Annotated in this window: 12 protein-coding genes and 1 riboswitch; of the genes, 6 read left to right on the top strand and 6 right to left on the bottom strand. The window is 46.9% G+C overall.

What is annotated here, in order from left to right; all coding sequences use genetic code 11:
• Positions 1–424 precede the first annotated feature (424 nt).
• From Q5076_RS04190 to Q5076_RS04205, 4 genes are all read right to left on the bottom strand, one after another.
• Positions 425–1,039, bottom strand: coding sequence for an L-threonylcarbamoyladenylate synthase (locus tag Q5076_RS04190; RefSeq protein WP_303011097.1), 615 nt, complete (start codon positions 1,037–1,039; stop codon positions 425–427).
• Between the two features lie 78 nt (positions 1,040–1,117).
• The gene (locus tag Q5076_RS04195; RefSeq protein ID WP_303011098.1) at positions 1,118–3,646 is read right to left on the bottom strand and encodes an AsmA-like C-terminal region-containing protein; all 2,529 of its coding nucleotides are present in this window, start codon (positions 3,644–3,646) and stop codon (positions 1,118–1,120) included.
• Positions 3,647–3,901: 255 nt separating this feature from the next.
• Positions 3,902–5,902 carry an AAA family ATPase gene (locus Q5076_RS04200; RefSeq protein ID WP_303011100.1) on the bottom strand — a complete coding sequence of 667 codons (2,001 nt, stop codon included), beginning with the start codon at positions 5,900–5,902 and terminating at the stop codon, positions 3,902–3,904.
• Between the two features lie 66 nt (positions 5,903–5,968).
• Positions 5,969–6,754, bottom strand: coding sequence for a Cof-type HAD-IIB family hydrolase (locus Q5076_RS04205; protein WP_303011101.1), 786 nt, complete (start codon positions 6,752–6,754; stop codon positions 5,969–5,971).
• 70 nt (positions 6,755–6,824) lie between these two features.
• Between Q5076_RS04205 and Q5076_RS04210 the strand changes: the two genes are divergently transcribed.
• The gene (locus Q5076_RS04210) at positions 6,825–7,997 is read left to right on the top strand and encodes a MalY/PatB family protein (RefSeq protein WP_303011103.1); all 1,173 of its coding nucleotides are present in this window, start codon (positions 6,825–6,827) and stop codon (positions 7,995–7,997) included.
• A 543-nt stretch (positions 7,998–8,540) separates the two neighbouring features.
• Here the strand turns inward: Q5076_RS04210 and cbiD are convergent.
• Both cbiD and cobM read right to left on the bottom strand, forming a co-directional pair.
• Positions 8,541–10,352, bottom strand: coding sequence for a cobalt-precorrin-5B (C(1))-methyltransferase CbiD (cbiD, locus tag Q5076_RS04215; protein WP_303011105.1), 1,812 nt, complete (start codon positions 10,350–10,352; stop codon positions 8,541–8,543).
• Positions 10,349–12,178 (bottom strand): precorrin-4 C(11)-methyltransferase, encoded by a 1,830-nt coding sequence (gene cobM / locus Q5076_RS04220; protein WP_303011106.1) that lies wholly within the window; start codon positions 12,176–12,178, stop codon positions 10,349–10,351. The genes cbiD and cobM overlap by 4 nt, the downstream gene beginning before the upstream one ends.
• A 143-nt stretch (positions 12,179–12,321) precedes the next feature.
• Positions 12,322–12,516: riboswitch (cobalamin riboswitch) on the top strand.
• Between the two features lie 55 nt (positions 12,517–12,571).
• Between cobM and Q5076_RS04225 the strand changes: the two genes are divergently transcribed.
• The 5 genes from Q5076_RS04225 to cobJ all read left to right on the top strand — a co-directional run bounded on the left by Q5076_RS04225 (position 12,572) and on the right by cobJ (position 20,371).
• Positions 12,572–14,755, top strand: coding sequence for a TonB-dependent receptor (locus tag Q5076_RS04225; protein ID WP_303011108.1), 2,184 nt, complete (start codon positions 12,572–12,574; stop codon positions 14,753–14,755).
• Between the two features lie 26 nt (positions 14,756–14,781).
• Complete coding sequence (locus Q5076_RS04230) at positions 14,782–15,477, top strand: precorrin-2 C(20)-methyltransferase (protein ID WP_303011109.1); 696 nt, start codon at positions 14,782–14,784, stop codon at positions 15,475–15,477.
• A 5-nt stretch (positions 15,478–15,482) separates the two neighbouring features.
• Positions 15,483–17,540: a TonB-dependent siderophore receptor gene (locus Q5076_RS04235; RefSeq protein WP_303011110.1), complete on the top strand. Its 2,058-nt coding sequence runs from the start codon at positions 15,483–15,485 to the stop codon at positions 17,538–17,540.
• A 29-nt stretch (positions 17,541–17,569) separates the two neighbouring features.
• Positions 17,570–18,712 (top strand): sirohydrochlorin cobaltochelatase, encoded by a 1,143-nt coding sequence (locus tag Q5076_RS04240; RefSeq protein ID WP_303011111.1) that lies wholly within the window; start codon positions 17,570–17,572, stop codon positions 18,710–18,712.
• 252 nt (positions 18,713–18,964) lie between these two features.
• The gene (gene cobJ, locus Q5076_RS04245; protein ID WP_303011113.1) at positions 18,965–20,371 is read left to right on the top strand and encodes a precorrin-3B C(17)-methyltransferase; all 1,407 of its coding nucleotides are present in this window, start codon (positions 18,965–18,967) and stop codon (positions 20,369–20,371) included.
• Positions 20,372–20,380: the final 9 nt, after the last annotated feature.

Consider the following 20,380-nt stretch of genomic DNA (forward strand, 5'->3'; position numbering starts at 1 on the left):
TTCATAAAAAACACCCCAAAAGTTTTTTGTCTAACTTTTGGGGTGCACTTCAAAATAGAAAAAGAGACAGCCTTATTTATTATTTACAATTCTGCAATCATGCAGAATAAGAGAAGTCTGTGTGCGACCTGAAATCGTCAGAGACATCTTTCCTTTGGGGAAAAGTTGAAAAAAATCTTTTCGGCTCTGCTGTATGGGTTAGTCTCATAAATAAAGTTATTCTGTTTGGAATCTGTAAATTGAAATATGCCCGTTCCCCGTTAGCCCCCATATCATAACAATATGAGGTAAGGCAGGGAGATTTTTCAGAGGTTTTAATGAGTAAGATGTTTCGATTATTTGCCCGTTTCGGGATGTTCTTCTGAAACAGTTTGGAATAATATGTTCCGGAATTGTACCTTTGATGGCAGGATTTCTATAAAAATCAACTTTCTTCTAGCCAACCTTTCCCTTGCCGGATAATTTCAGGTTCATTCTCCGTACATTTCACTATTGTTGACGGTTCTATTCCTCCTATTCCTCCGTCAATGACAATATCCACGATATCGCCGAATTTCTCATCTATCAGTTCCGGATCAGTCATGTACTCCAATTCCTCATGTTCTTCGTGGGGTAGAGTGGTAGTCATGATAGGAGCGTCCAACAAGCGGGCGATTTCACGGATGATATGGTTGTCCGGCATACGGATACCTACTTCTTTCCGGTTACGGAAAATTTTGGGTAACCGGTTAGTTCCGTTCAGGATAAAAGTAAAAGGTCCCGGAAGATTCCGTTTCATCAGTTTGAAAACAGAGTTGTCTACTTTGGCATATTCGCTGATACTGCTCAAATCATAGCAGATGATAGAGAGGTTGTTTTTCCGCACGTCAATTCCTTTTATCCGGCATATACGTTCTATGGCGCGTTCTTTCAGCCCGTGGCAACCGATGGCATACATCGTGTCGGTAGGGTAGATGATAAGCCCTCCGTCATTCAAAATGTCGATAATCCTTTGTAAATCCTGCGGATTATTATTTTTATCATATAGTTTTAGCAACATATAAAAATCTCATTCCGGCCCTCTCCCAAAGGAGAGGGGATAGGAATGAGCGGGTTTAATGAGTTATTTGTATCCTTTTTATTTTAGTTTCTTTAAAAAGTCCAACGCTTTTTCAGCCGCTTTCTCCGTTACTTTTTGTTTGGCAGAGTCCTTATCGGCAGTAGTGGAGGAGTCCAGACCCAACTTTTCACCCAATTTGTTGATTGCTTCATTAGCTACAGCTTCGACAGCTTGGTTTGCCATACTCTTCGTGTCTATGCTGACTTTGGGTGAAGTAAAAGAACCTCCGATTTTCAAATCGAGAGTCATCAGTTTGGAGATGTTGCCGGCAGATGCGGGAAGTTTGATTTTTCCTGTGTAATCGATGGTCTGGTCAAGTCCTGTACTGCCGGAAAGATTCAGATTGTAGTCGCCCATCTTGATATCGAAAGGCTTGGTTTCTACACGTCCGTCTTTAATTGTAAAATCCAGTGTCATGTCTTTCACTTTCATTTCTTTCAGGCTTGGTTGCTTGATGGCGTCCGCTATCTGGTCGATGGCTTTTACTCCGCTTAAACTGAGGTCGCGGGTGGAAAGGCTGCCGTCTCCCTGCATGGTGTCCAGTACCGGGCTCATGCTGGCATCCAGGTTAGTCAAGACATTGATGCTGCCGGAAAAGTTCCCTTTAAGATTCTCAAAGATAGGAGCCATTTTTTGTACCATATCCAGTTCCTTATACGCTTGTGCGAAACCGATATCCGTCAGTTTAAAACCGGCTTTCATTTCCGGTTTTTTGATGTCGGCGGTAGAATAATATCCGTTCATTACCACATTTCCCCCCATTGTACTCATGGATAGGTTCTTCATGTCTATTTTACCGTCCTTCACAATGAGCTTGCCGTTCATGTTGTTGAAAGACATCTTGCCGAATAATACCTGTTTCAGGTTGGCGTCCATTTGGAAATCAATGTTGCGGGGAACCTCAACAATACCCGTAACAGTCGTAGCTGCGGTGTCTGCGGCCGTTGTATTCTCGGGCGAAGACGTATCTTCCGTATCGGTTGACATAAAGTCACTCAAATTGAAATAATCGGAACGGACGTTCAAATTACCTTTCAGCGTAGTCCCTTTCAGGACATAACCGATATAATTTTCAAAACGGCTGTCGGCGGTAATATCATTCTTACCTATATTGACGGTTGTCTCGCTTAACTGGAGATATTTAGGCGTGAAAGTAAAAAGTGATTTTTTGATTTCCATATCCGGTATGTCTTCCATCCGGAGTTTCATTCCTGTCAGTCCGATTGTTCCGGAAGCTTGTATCCGGTCATACTGTTCTTTTTCGATGGCTGAAAGGCAACCAGCTATTTGCATGTCGGCATTGATTGTCCCGTTCAGCTTCATACCTTCGAGTGGATATACCTGTTCAATCATTCCCAGGTTAAGGGTTCCTTTCGCTTCTGCCTTGAAATCCGGATTGCTGACCGGAGTTTTCACATTGGCGGTCAGGCTGAATGGATTTCCTGCCAGACAAAAGCCAAAAGGATTGATATCTACCGTAGTCAGGTCGATATTTCCTCCCGGATTCTGGATTTTTGCATTGATATTGATTTGGTCTACCCCTGCCGGCAGAGCCGGATAGCGGAACATGGCATTTTTAACTTGCATGTCAATATTGAATGCAGGGACAGTATCGCCTTGCAGGATTCCTTTGGCTGTTGCGGTAAGAGTAGCGGTTCCGTCTGTCTTCAGGCTGGAAAACTCCGTCGCATAGATGGCGGGAATCAATGAAAGGATTTCCTTGAAACCGATATCATTGGTATTCAGTTTTAAATCCATGTCGATAGCCGGGTCCTTTAAGGCTACCCATCCGTCAATACCGGCTTGGATGGCGTTGAGGCGGATGGTATTGTCTTTTAGCGTGTACTTGTTATTAATAAAGTCAGCATCTACGTCCATTTTGGCAGAGATATCGGCATTTGCCAGGAAAGGAATTCCATTCATCCTATAAGTTAACGATTCGGTTTCCGCTTCCAGTTTCAGAGTAGTGCGGTCACTTCCCAAGTCTCCGGCACAGATAACATTGAATCCACGGATATCGGCATACATTTCTCCTTGTCGGTCATCGTAAACCAGATTCATGTTTTTGATAACGAAACGTTGCAGCTTCACCTTAAAGGCGGAAGCCTCTTCTTCCTCTGCGGCAGGAGTCTCTACGGCTGCAGCCGTATCCGGTTTCATTATGTCCCAGTTGGCATGTCCGTCCGGCAATACGATGGCATGCAACCGTGTGTCTTCAATGAATATCTTGGAAACATCGTATCCGCTGTCGCCGAAAAGGGAGAACAGATTAATCGCTGCGGTAACTTCTCCAGCCTGTACGAGAGTGTCATTGGCAAACTCACCCGTGCCTTTTAGCCAAAAGTCTTCGAGAGTGACAGAAGCCTGCGGAAAATTACGGAACAGGCTAATGTTTAGCTTCTTAAAATCAAATTGTGCATTAAGCATTTTGTTGCCTTCCGCTTTTACAATGTCGGCTATTTTACCTTGGAAGGCGAAAGGAAGGAGGAACATCAAGACAATGATGACTCCTACGGTGATAGCCGCAATTTTCAAACCTTTTTTCATTTGCTTCTATTTTATATAAGAGTTTGATGAATTATAGGAACAAAACTAATAAAACTTTTTGATAAACAGGACTAAAAGACCGATAAATTCCTAATTTATAAGGATTAGGAATAAAAAATGTTCTTCGGTATTTTCAGGCGGTAGCGGCCGGCAACTTCGTTTGGAGAAATAAAAATCGTTTAAGGGATAGCGTCGATTCGGCATTCATGGGAAAATAGAGGCTGTATGTGGGTGTGTACCGGACAGCTATTACAGTTATTTCCCCTTCTTTTTTCTAAGTTCTTCTGCAATTCTCCATTGTAAAGCGGCTTCCCCTTCTTTTCCGGCTTTCAGCAGAGCGTCCCCGAATAATTCATGTGCACCGGCGTGTTCCGGTTTCAAGCTTGTCGCTTTGTCAAGGTCGGCCATAGCCCCTTCTGTATTTTCAGTCTTTAATCTGAGTTTTCCCCGGTTATAAACAGCTTTGAAACTGGCAGGATAGAGGTTGACTGCCGTATTGAAGCAGTTTTCGGCATCAAAATACTCTTTATTATTGAAAAGGATGATTCCTTTTCTTATCCAGGCATCTATGTAATGAGGGTCCAGGCTGAGTGCTTTGTCATAGTTAGCCAGGGCAGCACGTACGTCATGTGCCTGCGTGATACACTCATTACCCATTAAAAGATATTCATGTGCATATTGACGCAAGCGTTCCTGTTGTTCCCGCATCTGTTCCTTGAGCTTTTTGTTTTGTTCTTTCAGGGTGTTGATGATGCCGAGTTTACGGCGGATTAGACGACGGGGAACAGGTTTTTCGATGTCGTAACGGGAGTGGATGGCACGGAAAAACTGTTCCAGGCATTCCTCCATGTCTCCCTTGTCGAAAGCATGGGAAGCGGCGGCATACTGTACGTCCGCCTGTGCTTGTTTCAAAGCCTTGTCGATGGCTTGCCGGTCATTGAACCGTTCGGTGAAATTCACGATTTCCCGGCGGACAAAGATATCCGTCCGGCTGATTGGCTTTTTTAGCTGGATACCGTCCAATGATGTGCAACGACTGAGCGCAACATACGTTTGTCCTCCGGCAAAGACGCCGCCCGTGAAATCTATCACAACGCGGCTGAAAGTCAATCCCTGGCTTTTGTGTACAGTGATTGCCCATGCCAGGCGGATGGGGTACTGGGTGAAACTGCCTAAAACTTCTTCTTCGATTTCTTTTGTTTTCTCATTGTAGCGGTAACGTATATTTCGCCATGACTCCCGTTTTACGTCACATTCTTTTCCATCGTCGGTAACCACATAAATGGTTTCTTCTTCCTCATCAATTCCGACGACGACCCCGATTGTCCCGTTTACCCATCGACGTTCGAAATCGTTTTTGATAAAGATGATTTGCGCACCGGTTTTCAAGATAAGTTCTTGTGAAGTAGGCAGGCTGTTTTCGGGAAAATCCCCTTCAATGGTTCCTTCAAAGGAAATCGGCTCTCCCGGCAATTCCGACAGTTTTTTCTCATTGATTGAGTCTACCGTATCCCTTCGGGTAGCAAGCGTGATATACATGTCGGCTTCCGATTCTTCTATCCGGTTCCCGCAACGGGTGTTAAGCAGTTGAAGGTCAGCCGTTCCCGCCGTATTGGTCCGGATACGGTCAAGGACACTGACAAATACGGGGTCAGTCTGCCGATAAACTTTTTGAAGTTCGATAGACACCAGTTCTATTTGGTTGAATACTTTTGCCGAAAAAAAATAGGGAGTGGGGTAAAAACGGTTCAATATGTCCCGTTCGTCATTTTTTACGACAGGCTCTAATTGGAAGACATCTCCTACCAGCAACAACTGTTTACCGCCGAAAGGTTCGCGTAGGTTATGCGAATATACGCGCAATATACGGTCTATCGCATCGATAATGTCCGCCCGTACCATAGAAATCTCATCGATAATCACCAGCTCTATTTGTTCCAGCAGTTTGCGGTGCGGCTTGGTGTATTTGAAGAACTCATGGATACGGCCGCGTTGCAGGCTTAAATTCGGGTCATCCGGCGGTAACGGATGGAAAGGAAGTTTGAAAAAACTGTGCATTGTACTTCCACCGGCATTGATAGCGGCAATTCCGGTGGGTGCAAGTACGACATGTTTCTTTTTGGTATGTTCGCAGATATAGCGCAGGAAAGTGGACTTTCCCGTACCGGCTTTTCCTGTCAGGAACACTGACTGACGGGTATATTGAATCAGATTCAGCGCATCCTGAAATGCTGCATTGTCGGTATCTACGGTCATCTTTGGGGAATTCATGTTTTTTGTTCCACTTCTTGTAAGTCGCGATATCGCTTAAAGCGGTATTGTTTAAATAAGCCCGAAATGTTTCATTGCATTTCGGATTCCGTCTTCATCGACGGAAGTCGTGACATAGTCCGCCGCTTCCTTTACATCGTCTTTGGCCTGTCCCATTGCAATACCCGTGGCTGCATGGCGGAGCATGCTTATGTCATTGCCTCCGTCACCGAAAGCCATCGTCTCTTCCAGTTTGATGCCGAAATGACGGATAATTTCATCGATGCCTTTCTGTTTGGTGACCCCTTTGGCGGTGATATCGGCAAATGCCGGATACCAGCGTCCTATCTCGCAGGTAGGGATGGAAGGACGGATTTCTTTCTCCTCTTCTTCAGTGATGAAGGGAGTCATCTGAATGATTTCTTTATGAATGACCTCTTCAAATGAAACGGAAGGTATCGTGTTCACATGTAGAAAATCGTAGAATATCTTTTTCACCATTTCATTGGGCTGGCAAACGGATATGTTGTGCTCTTCCACAAAAATGCAGGGAACTTTCTTCTTTTCGCAAAATGCCGCCATCGCTTTCACTTCATTTTGCGGAATGGCGCTTTTGTAAATGACCTCATCTTCGATAAAGCAGTACGCTCCGTTCATCGTTATATACCCGTCGATAAGGTTTCGTTCTTGTAATTCGGACAAGTTGTTGATAATGGCTTTCGGACGTCCGGTAGCGATAAATATTTTGAGTCCTTTGGCATGGACGGTTTCCAGTGCCTCGATGGTGGAAGACGGAATACAGTGGGTTTTGAAACTGACCAAAGTCCCGTCGATGTCAAAAAATAAAGCTTTCGTCATAAATCCTTTTTTGAATTGGGTACAAATGTACTATTTTTGTCTCACATAACATATAAAAACGTCATGCAGTATGGATTATAATTTCGATGAGATAATAAATCGTAGCGGAACAGACTCCGTAAAATGGGATGGAGTAGAAAACCGGTGGGGACGTAATGACCTGATGCCCATGTGGGTCGCCGATATGGATTTCCGTACGGCCCCTTTTGTGATAGAGGCTTTGAGGAAACGCCTAGAACATGAAGTGTTGGGATATACGTTTGCTTGCAGGGAATGGGCTGAATCCATTGTGAATTGGTTGAAAGAACGTCATGGATGGACTATCAGCGGAGATATGCTGACCTTTACTCCCGGCATTGTCCGCGGGCTGGCTTTTGCCATTCATTGTTTTACGGACAAAGGCGATAAAGTGATGGTAATGCCTCCCGTTTATCATCCCTTTTTTCTGGTATCGCAAAAAAACGGGCGGGAAGTCGTATTCAGCCCGCTGGTATTGAAAGACGGACAGTATTACATTGATTTCGAGCGTTTCAGTAAAGACATACAAGGTTGTAAACTGCTTATTTTAAGTAATCCGCACAATCCGGGCGGGCGTGTCTGGACAAAAGACGAACTGGCCCGGATAGCGGATATTTGTTACGGGAACGGTACGCTGGTTATTTCCGACGAAATTCATGCAGACCTGACCTTGCCCCCTTACAGGCATTCTACCTTTGCCCTGGTTTCGGAAAAGGCGCGGTTGAATTCACTCGTTTTTATGTCTCCGAGTAAAGCATTCAATATGCCGGGACTGGCAAGCTCTTATGCCGTAATTGAAGACGAAAGGCTCCGGCAACGTTTCCAGACCTATATGGAGGCGAGTGAATTCAGTGAAGGACATTTGTTTGCCTATCTCAGTGTGGCTGCCGCCTACAGTCATGGCACGGAGTGGCTGGACCAGGTTATTGCCTACATAAAAGGGAATATTGATTTTACTGGGGATTTCCTGCAAGAGCGTATTCCCGCCATCCGTATGATTCGTCCGCAAGCTTCCTATCTGATTTTCCTGGATTGCCGCGGACTGGGATTAAGCCAGAAAGATTTGAACCGTCTTTTTGTGGAAGATGCCCATTTGGCGTTGAACGAGGGAACCACCTTCGGCAAGGAAGGCGAAGGATTCATGCGGTTGAATGTCGCATGCCCGCGTGTCGTGCTGAAACAGGCGTTGGAACAATTGGAACAGGCTGTGGAGCATTTGAAATAAGCCCGGCTATTGATACGATATATGCCAGGAGACAAGCAGTCCGCCTTATTCGGGACAAGTAAACTTATTTAGATTTTAAAAAATATTGAGTAAACCAACTTAGGTATAACAGGCGAAGTTGCCAACTAAATCCAGTACAGTACGGCCACAAGTATGCCCGGAAAGTTTCCTCTCTTTGGAACTTTAGTTTCAACAGAAAGAAACTAGAGTTTCAACAGAAAGAAACTAGAGTTTCAATAGAAAGAAACAAAAGTTTCAACCGATAGGAAACTACAGTTTCATGCAATGGAAACTACAGTTTCAAGCGGACGAAACTAGAGTTTCAAGCAGACGAAACTTTGGTTTCAAGCAGAAGTATCTCGAGTTTCGAAGCCTGAAACTGTTTGTTTGCCTGCGGGATGTTTTAATTTCCTCCTGTCAGATGCGGTTTGTTGGCCGTTCATGTGTTTTTGTTTATATAAGGCAGGAAGGAGAGGGGCATGGTGGCGGAAACAGGCTGTCATGAAGATTCTGTGGGAGAAGGGACTTCTGCCGGGAATGGAATTATGAACCGGCAGAGTTCGATTGATAGGAAATCTTTCCTGTTTCGTCAATCAGCAAGACGGTAAGTTCGCCTTTCGGGAAGAGAGGGGAACAATGGGTGAGGCATAGGCTCACTAATTTATTGAACAGCGATTCCCGGTCCCGGATGTCTTGAATTCCCCACAGTTCGCGTGCGAGCGTCATTCGTTCAATCAGAGACAGTGTTCCGTCCGAACAGCCGCACTGAACGGCAATCTCTTTTAAGAACCCCTTGTTCATTATGACTTTCTTGCTGTGGGTGTCCAGATGGCCTTCCGCAAGTTTTACCGCTTTGCCTATCATAATTCCCATGCTTACTTGGGAGAAACCGGTTTCCGCCGCTATTTTTAAAGTCTCCCCGATAAAGTTTCCGTAGTGAACGAAAGCCTGCGGGGGAAGATGCGGATAGAGATTCCGGACGAATTTCTCGCTTTTGGCTCCAGAATTGATAACCAGCCGTTCCGTACCGGTCGCATGGGCGACTTCCACTTCTTTGCGGATAGCATCGACGAATGCTTCCGAAGAAAAAGGTTTCACAATGCCCGAAGTCCCGATGATGGAAATTCCCCCGATGATTCCCAGTTTCGGGTTGAATGTTTTCAGAGCCAGTGTTTCCCCTTCGGGGACGCTGACGGTTACGTCCAGTCCTCCTTCGTATATCGAAGACAACTCATTGGTTATCATCTTCCTGGGAGTCGGATTGATGGCCGGCTCGCCGACAGCCAGCCCTAATCCGGGAAGAGTAACTTTTCCTACTCCTTTTCCTTGCAGGAAACGGATGCCGGGATACTCGGAGAAGGACACGGTAGCTGTAATCTGGTGTCCGTGGGTGACGTCCGGGTCGTCTCCGGCATCTTTGACAATACTGGCAGTGGCAGTGTTGTCATCCGTCTTTTCCACTTTGTAGACAGGCAGGACAACTTTTTCCCCATCAGGCAGAGTTATCTCCACCTCTTCTTCAAAACGTTCTTCGTACAATGCAAGCAAAGCGGCTTTGGCTGCGGCTGTTGCGCAGGTTCCGGTGGTAAATCCGCTTCTCAATGCGTAGAATCCGGATACATTCTGTTCGACTGCCCGCCTTAGCCCGTGCTTGCCGTTGACGGGGATAAAACCGGCGGGCAGGGGAGGGCGGCGGACTGCATATATCCTGATTCCGTTTTTCAGGGCCGCTTCCGTTTTTTCGGTGAACCCACCCGATATGCCGCTCTCTTTCGTAATGATTGCTTGCGGGGCAAGTTGCCTGAAAAGGAGCGATTCGTCTTCTCCGGGGCGGTAAAAAATCAGTTTCCCTACGGGGAATCCGGCTTGTACGGCGGTATCTATGGATTCCTGCCGGTCCAAGACCCGGAAGATGCAGTCATGCTCTTTCCAGAAATCCCGTAGCTTGCCGATTGTCTGAGTGCCGGTAAGCGCTAACAGCTTTTCAATCCCGTCCTGTTTCATACGGGCGACAGCGTCTTCGAAATCATCGCACCAGATAATTCTTGCTGCGGGTTTCGGGTAGATACGTTCAAAACGTACGACCTTTATGCCCAGTTCTTTGGATGCGAGGAAAATATTCTCATGAAGCTGCCGGGCAAATGGGTGTGCGGCATCTATTATCAGCCGGATTTTTTGCCGGCGGCAGAAGGAGATGATGCCTTCCGCATCCATGTCGCCGGTGATTCGTACCAGGTTCTTGCATGAGATTTCCTGGAGTGCGCCGCGTGTGGAATAATAAAAAGGCTGCCCTGCTTCGTCAAGGGTTTCAGCGGCGGTTCTTCCTTCCGTAGTTCCTCCGAAAATAAGTATCATGGACGGAAAAGATGTTTGAATTCGTCGGAATATAACCTGGATAATCCTTCCCGGTGGTCGATGGCGTCACCGACTACGAGCAGGGTGGTGAGAGTCAGGTGATTGTCGCGGACAATCCGGGCAAGGTCTTTCAATTTGCCGCGGTATATCTTTTCTTCTTTCCAGGTGAGTTTGTAGCAGGCAGCCACAGGCGTTTCGGGAGAATAGGCTTGCAAAAGCTCTTCCTGCACCTGTTCTGCAATGGCGGCGCTCAGGTAAATGCACATCGTGCTTTGCGAGCGTGCCAGCAAACGGAGCTTTTCTTTTTCGGGCATGGGAGTCCTGCCTTCTCCCCGGGTGAGAATGATGCTTTGCACCTTTTCAGGGATGGTGAACTGCGATTTGAGCGCGGCTGCGGCAGCTTGGAACGAAGAGATGCCGGGGGTGATATGGTAGTTCATTTTATATTTGTCGAAGAAAGCCATTTGTTCGGCGATAGCTCCGTAGATGCACGGGTCTCCCGTATGGAGGCGGACTACCAGCATTCCTTTGTCATAAAAGGATTTCATCAGGGAGAACTGTTCTTCGAGAGTCATGTCGGCGGAACTTCTGATGGTGGCTCCCTGTTTGGCATAATGGGTAAGTTCGCGCGGAACCAGGCTGCCGGCATAGAGTATGAGGTCGGCCTTTTCAAGCATTCTCTTTCCTCTGACGGAAATCAGTTCCGGGTCGCCCGGACCTGCTCCTACGATTTCGATATGTCCGTTGTCACGGTCGCAATCGGCGGAGAGCGCTACGGCGAAAGTGAAATTGCTGCCTTCTGCCAGCATGCCCTTTTGTTTCTCAATCAGTAATCTGCCGCGGCCGGAAGCGCGGATGGCACAACTTTCCGCTACTCCGTACACTCCGGTCACTTCACGGACTTTTTCGGAGGGGTTGGGGACTTCGATGTCCGCAAGTTCTTCCGTTTTATAGATATGCAGTTCGCTGTCGGGAAATTCAGAATGCAATTCGGCTATCAAAGGCTCGTCCTTTTTCAGTTCGATGGTCGAAATGCTTTTCACGGCCAGCGGGGAGAGATGTTTCCGGCTTAATTCCTTTTTAATATAAGCGCTTACCCCTGTGGGGGTACATCCTTTTTTACAGCCTGCCGCCAGGTGGAGCGTTTGCGGATGAAATGCCAGTACCGGGACGGGAGTATCGTACTCCCACGGGCCGACGGTGATTAGCAGCTCGTATTCCGAAAGAGGGATTTCTTCGTATTTATAGTAAATATCCACATGTTCCGGCCGGGTACGTTCGAGTTCTTCCGTGCCTTTGTCTTTCGTGTTGAGGAGCAGGGCGGTTTTATACTTGTTGACAAACAGGGAAACGGCCCGGTTCATGGCGGACGGGGAGACGGAAGTTTTCCAGCCGTACCGGCTGCCCAGTGTATCCAGCGCCCATAAACGATTATTATCGCTTTGGGTGGTGATGACCGCTTCGCCTCCGGTAATTCCCGCAATGGTCCGCGCCAGTTCGTTGCTTCCTCCGATGTGTCCGGACAATACGGGGATGATGAAGCGTCCTGTGCTGTCTACGTTGATTACGGCGGGGTCGGTATATTTGTTACGGATGCATGGGGCGATGCTTCTGACACAGATACCCAATGCGCCGATGAAGATGATGGCTCCGAAGTCGGAGAAATGTTCTTTTATCCAACCGCTGTAAGAAGAGACTTGCCGGCATCCTTCTATTTCCCCTTTGGCATATAGGACGGAACCGGTCAGTTCTCTGTTTATATTTCTGGCTATGGGAAGGCTTGACTCGGAGATTAGGACGATGGCTGTCTGGACGTCTTTTTTCATCTTTCGGACAATTTAGAAAATGAGTAATCTTGGTATCGTGCAAAAGTACAACAATAAATCAGTTCTTGCCGTCGGAGGCTTGTATTAATTTCGAATTACTGAAAATATTTTTAGATATGTTATGAGATATGAACTTTATATCGTAATTTTGCAGCGATTTAGGTGATGTTTTCAATCGTTCGGTTGAGCATAAAAGGGAATCCGGTGCGAATCCGGAGCAGTGCCCGCTACTGTAACATCCGTCTGATGAAAGTTTACTACTGCCACTGTGCCTGAGGCGCGGGAAGGCGAACTTTCTGGATGAAGTCAGGAAACCTGCCTAGAAGAAAAGAGTAGTTATTTTGTTCTCGGGCTAAGAACATAGACTATTTGAAATTTAATCATAATCACAAAATGTTGAAAAAATTTGTTTTGACCGGATTATTGGTCAGTGTATGCTGTATTGTGTCTGCCCAAGTCACAATTAAGGGACGTGTATTGAATTCGGCTACGGGGGAACCTGTTATTGGTGCGAATATTCGGGTGGACCATAGTCTGAAAGGCGGAACTACGAATGCGAAGGGGGAGTTTGTAATCAGGGATTTGCCCGAAGGGAAACAGACGTTGCAGGTGTCTCACGTAAACTATGAGCCGAAGCGGTTTTCTACTTCGAAAAGTGTGAATGATGTAGTTATTCGTATGACGGAGACTCATAACAATCTCAGCCAGGTGGTGGTGACCGGGACCGGTACACACCGGCGGATGGTAGACAGTCCTATTCCTGTGAATGTGCTGACTGCCAAGGATATCCGGGAAGCCAACGTGACAAATCTTGAAGAGGCTCTGACCAAGCTGACTTCCAACTTCTCGTTCTCTACCAGCGGAATGGGGACGGAAATGGTGCTCAACGGTTTGAACAGTGACTATATCCTGGTGTTGGTGAACGGCCGGAAATTGATTGGTGACGATGCTTTGATGCGTATCAACATGGCGAATGTGAAGCGGATTGAAATCCTGAACGGGTCGGCATCCGCTTTGTACGGTAGCGACGCCATCGGCGGGGTGGTTAACATCATTACGGATGACAGTAAAAACAAGGTGGATGCGTCGAGTACTACCAAGGTGAGCGACCACGGACGCTTTTCGGAGGCTGTCAATCTGGATTTGAATGTGGGCAAGCTCTCGTCTTATACTTCTTATCAGCGTCAGCAGTCGGACGGCTGGCAACTTCATCCGATGAGCGAGACGGTGAGCAAGACGGGCGAGGTGAAGCTTTCCCCTACCGACAAGCAGGCGTTCACCGGTTATCATTCGAATACGGTTAACCAGAGTTTCTCTTATTCCCTGAATCATAAGACGACGCTTTATGCGCAAGGTTCGTATTATAATTTCCTGAATGACCGTCCGGTAACGGAATATAAATATAATATGTATCATGAGAATTATACATACGGTTTCGGCATGAAGTATATCGTCAATAAAAAAGCGTATATCGATGCGGATTTCTACTCGGATAATTACAAATCGGCTTATGACTATATTCAGGAAAGCGGAGACTTCAAGGTAGGGGATAAGGAAACCCGCAAGAAACAATATTTCTACAGGGGGAACGTGAAGAGCATTATCAAGCTGAACAGCAGGAACAAATTGTCGGCCGGCCTGGAATATCTGGACGAGAAGTTGGAAAGCGAGTCGGATAATATTTCCAATAAGACACTTTATACGATGGCTTTGTATGCACAGGATGAGTGGACAATCGCCGAATCCCTGCAGGCGGTAGTCGGATTGCGTTACATCTACAACGAGACATTCGAGGACCATTTTACGCCGACGGCTTCCATCATGTATAAGGAGGGCGGTTTCCGCGGACGGTTGTCTTTTGCTACCGGTTTCCGTACGCCTACATTGTCTGAGATTTATGCGACGGATTTAGCGAAGACTTCCAACCGCTATACCATTGGAAATCTTGAACTGAAACCGGAGGAGAGCAAGAATTTCTCTTTGAACCTGGAATATACCCATTCGCGTTTCTCCGTTTCGGCAACGGCTTTTGTCAATAATGTGACGAATATGATTAACTATCGCACGTTGAGCGATGAAGAGGCGGCGCAATACGGGGATTATGATGAGGTGCGCCAGCGCGACAATATCGACAAGGTGAGAATCAAAGGGGTGAATGTGAACGCGAATGCTTACCTGGGACTCGGATTCAACTTGGGAGCCGGCTATACGTTGCTGGACGCGAGAAACCTGGTTACGGACAATCCTATCGACAAAAGTGTCAAATATGCCGGGAATGTGAATGCGCAATGGTCTAAGAACTGGGGTTTGTACGGGCTGAATGTCAATCTGCTCGGCCGCGGACAGGGAAAGAGATATTCCGAGACGTATGATTACGATTCATCCGGCTTTATGTTGTGGGATTTGAATACGGGACATACTTTCAATCTGAAATATGTTATCCTGAATGCCGGTCTGGGCATCGAGAACTTATTCGACTGGGTGGACGACCGTCCGTGGAATACGAAGAAACCTTATTCGACCGTTACGCCGGGGAGGGCTTTCTATGCCAGTCTGACAATTCGTTTCAGGAAGTAGGAACAGATAGTAAATGGATAAGGAAGATGGAAGAATCGAATCCTGTATATATCGTTTCTTTAGGTCCGGGCGAGGCAGGGCTTGTCTCTGTTGAGGGAAGTGGCGTGTTGTGCCGGGCAGATGTGATTTTCTGCCCGAAAACGGATATGCGTTCCCGTTCTTCCGTCCTCCTGAAAAAGATGAAGATAAGGGAAGAAGTTGTCAGGCATTATGCGTTGCCGATGAATAAGAACCGCGAGATGGCTTACGAGGCGTATGATAAGGTTTTTGAGGAAAGCGTCAGGTTACGTTCGGAAGGCTTGTGCGTCGCAATTGTTGCTGAGGGAGATGCCGGTTTCTATTCTTCTACCGGTTATCTTGCCGGGAAAATGAGAACGGCGGGGATTGCTTTCAGGCAGATTGCCGGAGTGCCTGCTTTCATTGCTGCGGCCGCATCTGTCGGTCTTCCCGTTGTGGAGCAGGAGAAGCGGCTCACGGTTTGTCCGGGGAAGGTGGACCGGGAATTGTTCGGCCGGGTAGCGGCGGGCGGCGAAGTGGCGGTAGTCATGAAGCTGTCGCAATGCGAAAAGGAGATAAAGCGGTTGATTGCTTCGGAAGGGAGGCTTGTCTGCCATTATTTTGAAAATGTAGGGGCGGACGGGGAGTATTATACGTGTGATAGGAAAGATATATTGGCAAGGGAGTTCCCTTATTTCTCTTTAATGATAATAAAAGGTCGATGAAACGAATGAGACAAATATGGCTGATAGGACTTGTCGGGTTGTTTTTGCCTGTAAAGGCAGGTGCACAGAACAATGTCGCTATGCAGGATTCTATTCCTGAGATAGTGGTGACGGGTACGGGAACGGAGCATTATCTGAAAGATGCGCCGGTACAGACGGAGGTTATTTCCGGGAAGATGCTGGAGCAGTATGCAGGACGCGGGCTAGAGGAAATGTTGGGGGGCTTGTGTGCTTCGTTGAGTTTCAGTCCGGGAGACATGGGCAGCAATATCCAGTTGAACGGGATGAACAATGACTATATTCTCATTTTGATTAACGGGAAACGCATGAACGGGGATATCGGGGGGCAAAATGATTTGGCGATGATTAATCCCGATAACATAGAGCGTGTTGAAATTGTGAAAGGGGCGTCTTCCTCCCTTTATGGAAGCGATGCGATAGCGGGGGTGATTAATATTATCACCAAGAAGAACCGGGACCCGTTTAGCGTGACTAATAAGACGCGGGTGGGGTATTACGGCGATATCACGCAAAGCAACAGCATCGGCATAAAGCACGGCAGGTTGAATTCCACTACTTCCGTGAATATGAAGCATACGGACGGATGGCGGAATACGGATAAGGAATGGCATCATTATGACTTGATGGATGGGAGTGTTTCGAAAACAGTGAGCCGTTCTACCAATTATTCGGTGACGGAAAATCTTTCTTATAAGGTGAATGACGCGCTTTCGTTAACGGCGGATGCCTCGTTCTATCAAAAATGGATTAAGCGGCCTTTCGGAGCTTATCAGTACAACCGGTATGACTATCAGTATCGCAATCAGAGTTATGCCGCAGGAGCCAAATATCAGTTGGGGGGAAGGGATTACCTGACTTTTGACATGTCGTATGACCATTACAATTATTATTTTGATTATACTCAGATTGAAACGACCGATTACTTCGACCAGAGCGTCCCTCCCAAACGCCTTACTTATTATCCGGGAATGAGCATTCTCCAGACTTCGCAACGGAAGCTTCTGGCTCTTGCCAAAGGCGTGTTCTATTTGGGTGAACAGAACATCCTGAATGCCGGAGTCGAATATATGTGGGACAAACTGGTTGCGCCTACGAGAATGGAAGAGGGGAAGGCATCCGTATATACGCTTTCTGCCTATGCCCAGGATGAGTGGACAATCACGCCCGCTCTTGTCGTTACGGGGGGAGTCAGGTTTGTTTATCATAAGGAATTCGGACAGAAGCTCACTCCTAAGATGTCTGCCATGTACAAGTGGGGAGATTTTAATTTCCGGGCCACTTATTCTTACGGATTTAAAGCGCCTACGGTAAAGGAGCTTTATTACGGTTATATAACCTCTATTATGAGCAGCAAGCTGAAGGCTTATTACGGGAATAAGGATTTGAAGCCGCAGACTTCCAATTATTATTCGGCGGGAGTGGAATATAAAGGCGATAAGTTCAGCGCTTCCGTAACGGGGTATTACAATAAAATCAAGAATATGGTTGATTTGACGCTGGTTCCGACTTCTCCGGAAGATAAGATGCTTGAGGTGCAGGAGACAATGGAATACAACAATTTGTCCGGCGCGCGTTCTTACGGTGTCGATGTCACGTTCGATTATCAGATTTTGCCTTCCTTGTCTGTTGGGGGCGGGTATAGTTATGTGGATGCCAAAGCACAGTACACGGATGACCCCGACAGCGAAGACTATATGAAATATGTGCCTATTAATGCCACTGCTTTTCATAATGCGACGTGGAAGGTTTTGTGGTCCCGTTCGTGGAAGAAGTATAAGTTGGGTATCGGTGTTTTCGGCAATTACCGTTCGAAAAAATATTATATAACGAACGGTGACGGCGCGCCTTATCAGTTGTGGCGCCTGAACACTTCCCATTCTCTTCTTAAAATGAAGAAGTGGTCTCTTGTGTTTGATGCGGGCGTGGATAATATCTTTGATTATGTGGACGATGTCCCTTTTGGCAGGAACAGGGGCACGACCAATCCGGGAAGGACATTCTATGCCTCTTGTTCGGTTAAATTTATGAATAAGAAGAAGTAACTGAATAATTATTTTTTAACTGTGTAGTTATGAGAAAAATTGATTCTTTATTGATTGCTTCCGCAATGGTTTGCGGAACAATGTGCATGGTGTCATGCAGTGACGATGACGACAACAGCAGCCAGGGCAGTACGGCAAATCCGGTGGAAGAGATTGTTGCCCGTTCTAAAACGTCTAATACGGCAGTTCTCCTTTGTACTTTCGGCAGTACGTTCCAGGAGTCTATCAAGACTTATGATGCTATTATTGCCGACTATAAGGCTGCTTTCCCGAATACGGATGTTTATTTGTCTTTCACTTCCCGTACGTGTGTGAACCGTGTGAAATCGGAGACGGGCGTTGACCGTTACCAACCGGATTTGTGGCTGGATGCAATCGGTAAGGCCGGTTATGAGCGGTTAGCCGTCCAGTCGCTTCATGTCATTCCGGGTGAAGAATACCTGAGTTTGATGAATACGGATGTGAAGAAGAACTTTATGATTGCGGCATATCCGAGCGTGAAGGTATTGAAAGGGGAAAATCTGCTTGCAAGCCAGGAAGACGTGGATGAAGTGGCGGATATCCTGTATGAGTCATATAAGGATGTGCTTAAAGATAAAAAGAATGTGCTCCTTTTCGTCGGACACGGTAATCCCGATGTGAATTATTCTCATGCGAACGAGCAATATACGAATCTGGAGACAGCCATGTTAGAACTTGCCGACAATGGGAATGTATTTGTAGGTACGGTGGATTATGGTTCTATGCTGTTCTACCCGGAACTGGAAAAGGAAGACCCTACACCGGCGGATGAAGAAATCGCTGATACTTATATTTATAAGAAACTGCGTAATTATTGTTCAAAGAACGACTTGAATCCTTCGGATATCACCGTTCATCTGACTTCTATCATGTCTATTGCCGGCGACCATGCCCATAACGATTTGTGGGGACTGGAAGATGATGATTCCAAAGTGAATGAAGCGACTCCGCGTTCCGATTATAGCTGGCGGTTGAAGCTGACAAATATGGGCTTCACCATCGACCAGACGGAAAGCCATCATGGCAGCGTAGACAATTGTACGATTAAAGGTTTGGGAGATTATGCCGATATCCGTTCCATCTGGTTGAGTCATCTGAAAGATAAGTACAACAACGAGGATGAATGGGAAACGGGTGAAGATTATCAATAATTGCAGGTAGGGTAATCTGTTCTTTGCAATGAATGGCAAATAAGGAAACGGCGGTGTGTTTGATTACATCGCCGTTTTTTCCTTGAATTGCCGGGGATGGAACAGGGAGGAAGTGAACCGTTTCTCTGCCGTATCGTTCGATTTATGTTTTCCGGAGAGGTAAATGTCTGATTTATGATTATATTTGTGTCTTTTCGTCCGGACAGGGTGAATCGAGTGTTTGATTTATTGGATTCATAATTTTGTGGTGATATGAAAGAAAGTACGATAATCGTAGCGGGAATAGGTCCGGGCAGTCCGGAGGATATTACCCCTGCCGTCATCAACGCCTTGAGGAAAGCGGATGTGGTGATTGGTTATAAATATTATTTCCGGTTTATTGCCGGGTGGGTGACGGAAGGTACGGAATGCATAGATACCGGTATGAAACGGGAGAAAGCCCGTGCGGAACTGGCTTTTGAATATGCGGAACAGGGGAAAACGGTTTGCGTAATCAGTTCGGGCGATGCGGGGATATATGGCATGGCTCCGTTGATTTATGAAATGAAACGGGAGCGGGGAAGTGAGGTCGAGGTTGTCGTATTGTCGGGTATCAGCGCTTTCCAGAAAGCGGCTTCATTGCTTGGGGCTCCTGTGGGCCATGATTTTTGTATCATCTCTTTATCCGATTTGATGACTTCCTGGGAAATCATCGAAAAAAGGATTACGGCCGCTGCGGTTGCCGATTTTGTGACAGCGGTCTACAACCCTAAGAGTGAGGGGAGGTACTGGCAGCTTCACCGTTTGAAGGAAATCTTTCTGGAGTCCCGTTCACCGGAGACTCCCGTGGGGTATGTCCGCCAGGCGGGAAGGGAGGAAGAGACGGTTGTCGTGACAAACCTGGAAGGCTTCGACCCGGAAGATATAGATATGTTTACGGTGGTGCTGATAGGAAACTCGCAGACTTACCGGTTGGGAGGCAAGATGATTACTCCGCGCGGTTATTACCGGGAGCGGGAAAGCGGGGAGGTCGGTAAAGGACAGGAAATAATGATAAACTCATTCCGGAAGATTGAGGCGGAGATGCAGGACGTAAATATTGACCTTGACCGTAAGTGGGCTTTATTCCATGCGATTCATACGACAGCGGATTTTGAGATGGAGAGGTTGGTGTACACGGATAAGGGAGTTGTCGGCAAGCTGCATGAGGAAATTGTTGCCGGAAACATAAAAACGATTGTGACGGACGTGACGATGGTAGCTTCGGGTATTCGGAAAGGGGCTTTGCAACGGTTAGGTGTCGAGGTGAAGTGTTATCTTTCGGATGAGCGTGCGGCAGAACAGGCGAAGCAGAGGGGAACGACCCGTTCGCAGGAGGCCATACGTCTGGCGGCGGAGGAACATCCCGACGCCCTTTTTGTTTTCGGCAATGCACCGACGGCGCTGATTGAGCTGTGTGGCCTGATACGGAAAGGAAAAGCCCATCCTGCCGGGGTCATTGCAGCTCCTGTGGGATTCGTACATGTGAAGGAATCCAAATACATGATAAAGACTTTCACGGAAGTGCCGAAGATTATTGTCCGGGGCAGGCGGGGCGGAAGCAATCTGGCTGCCACGCTGGTGAATGCGGTTTTGTGCTTTGACGATGCTCGCGAGTTTCGTCCGGGGAGGGATGTATAATAGATATAC

Origin of the sequence: uncultured Bacteroides sp. (genome assembly GCF_958445495.1) — a bacterium.
GTDB lineage: Bacteria > Bacteroidota > Bacteroidia > Bacteroidales > Bacteroidaceae > Bacteroides.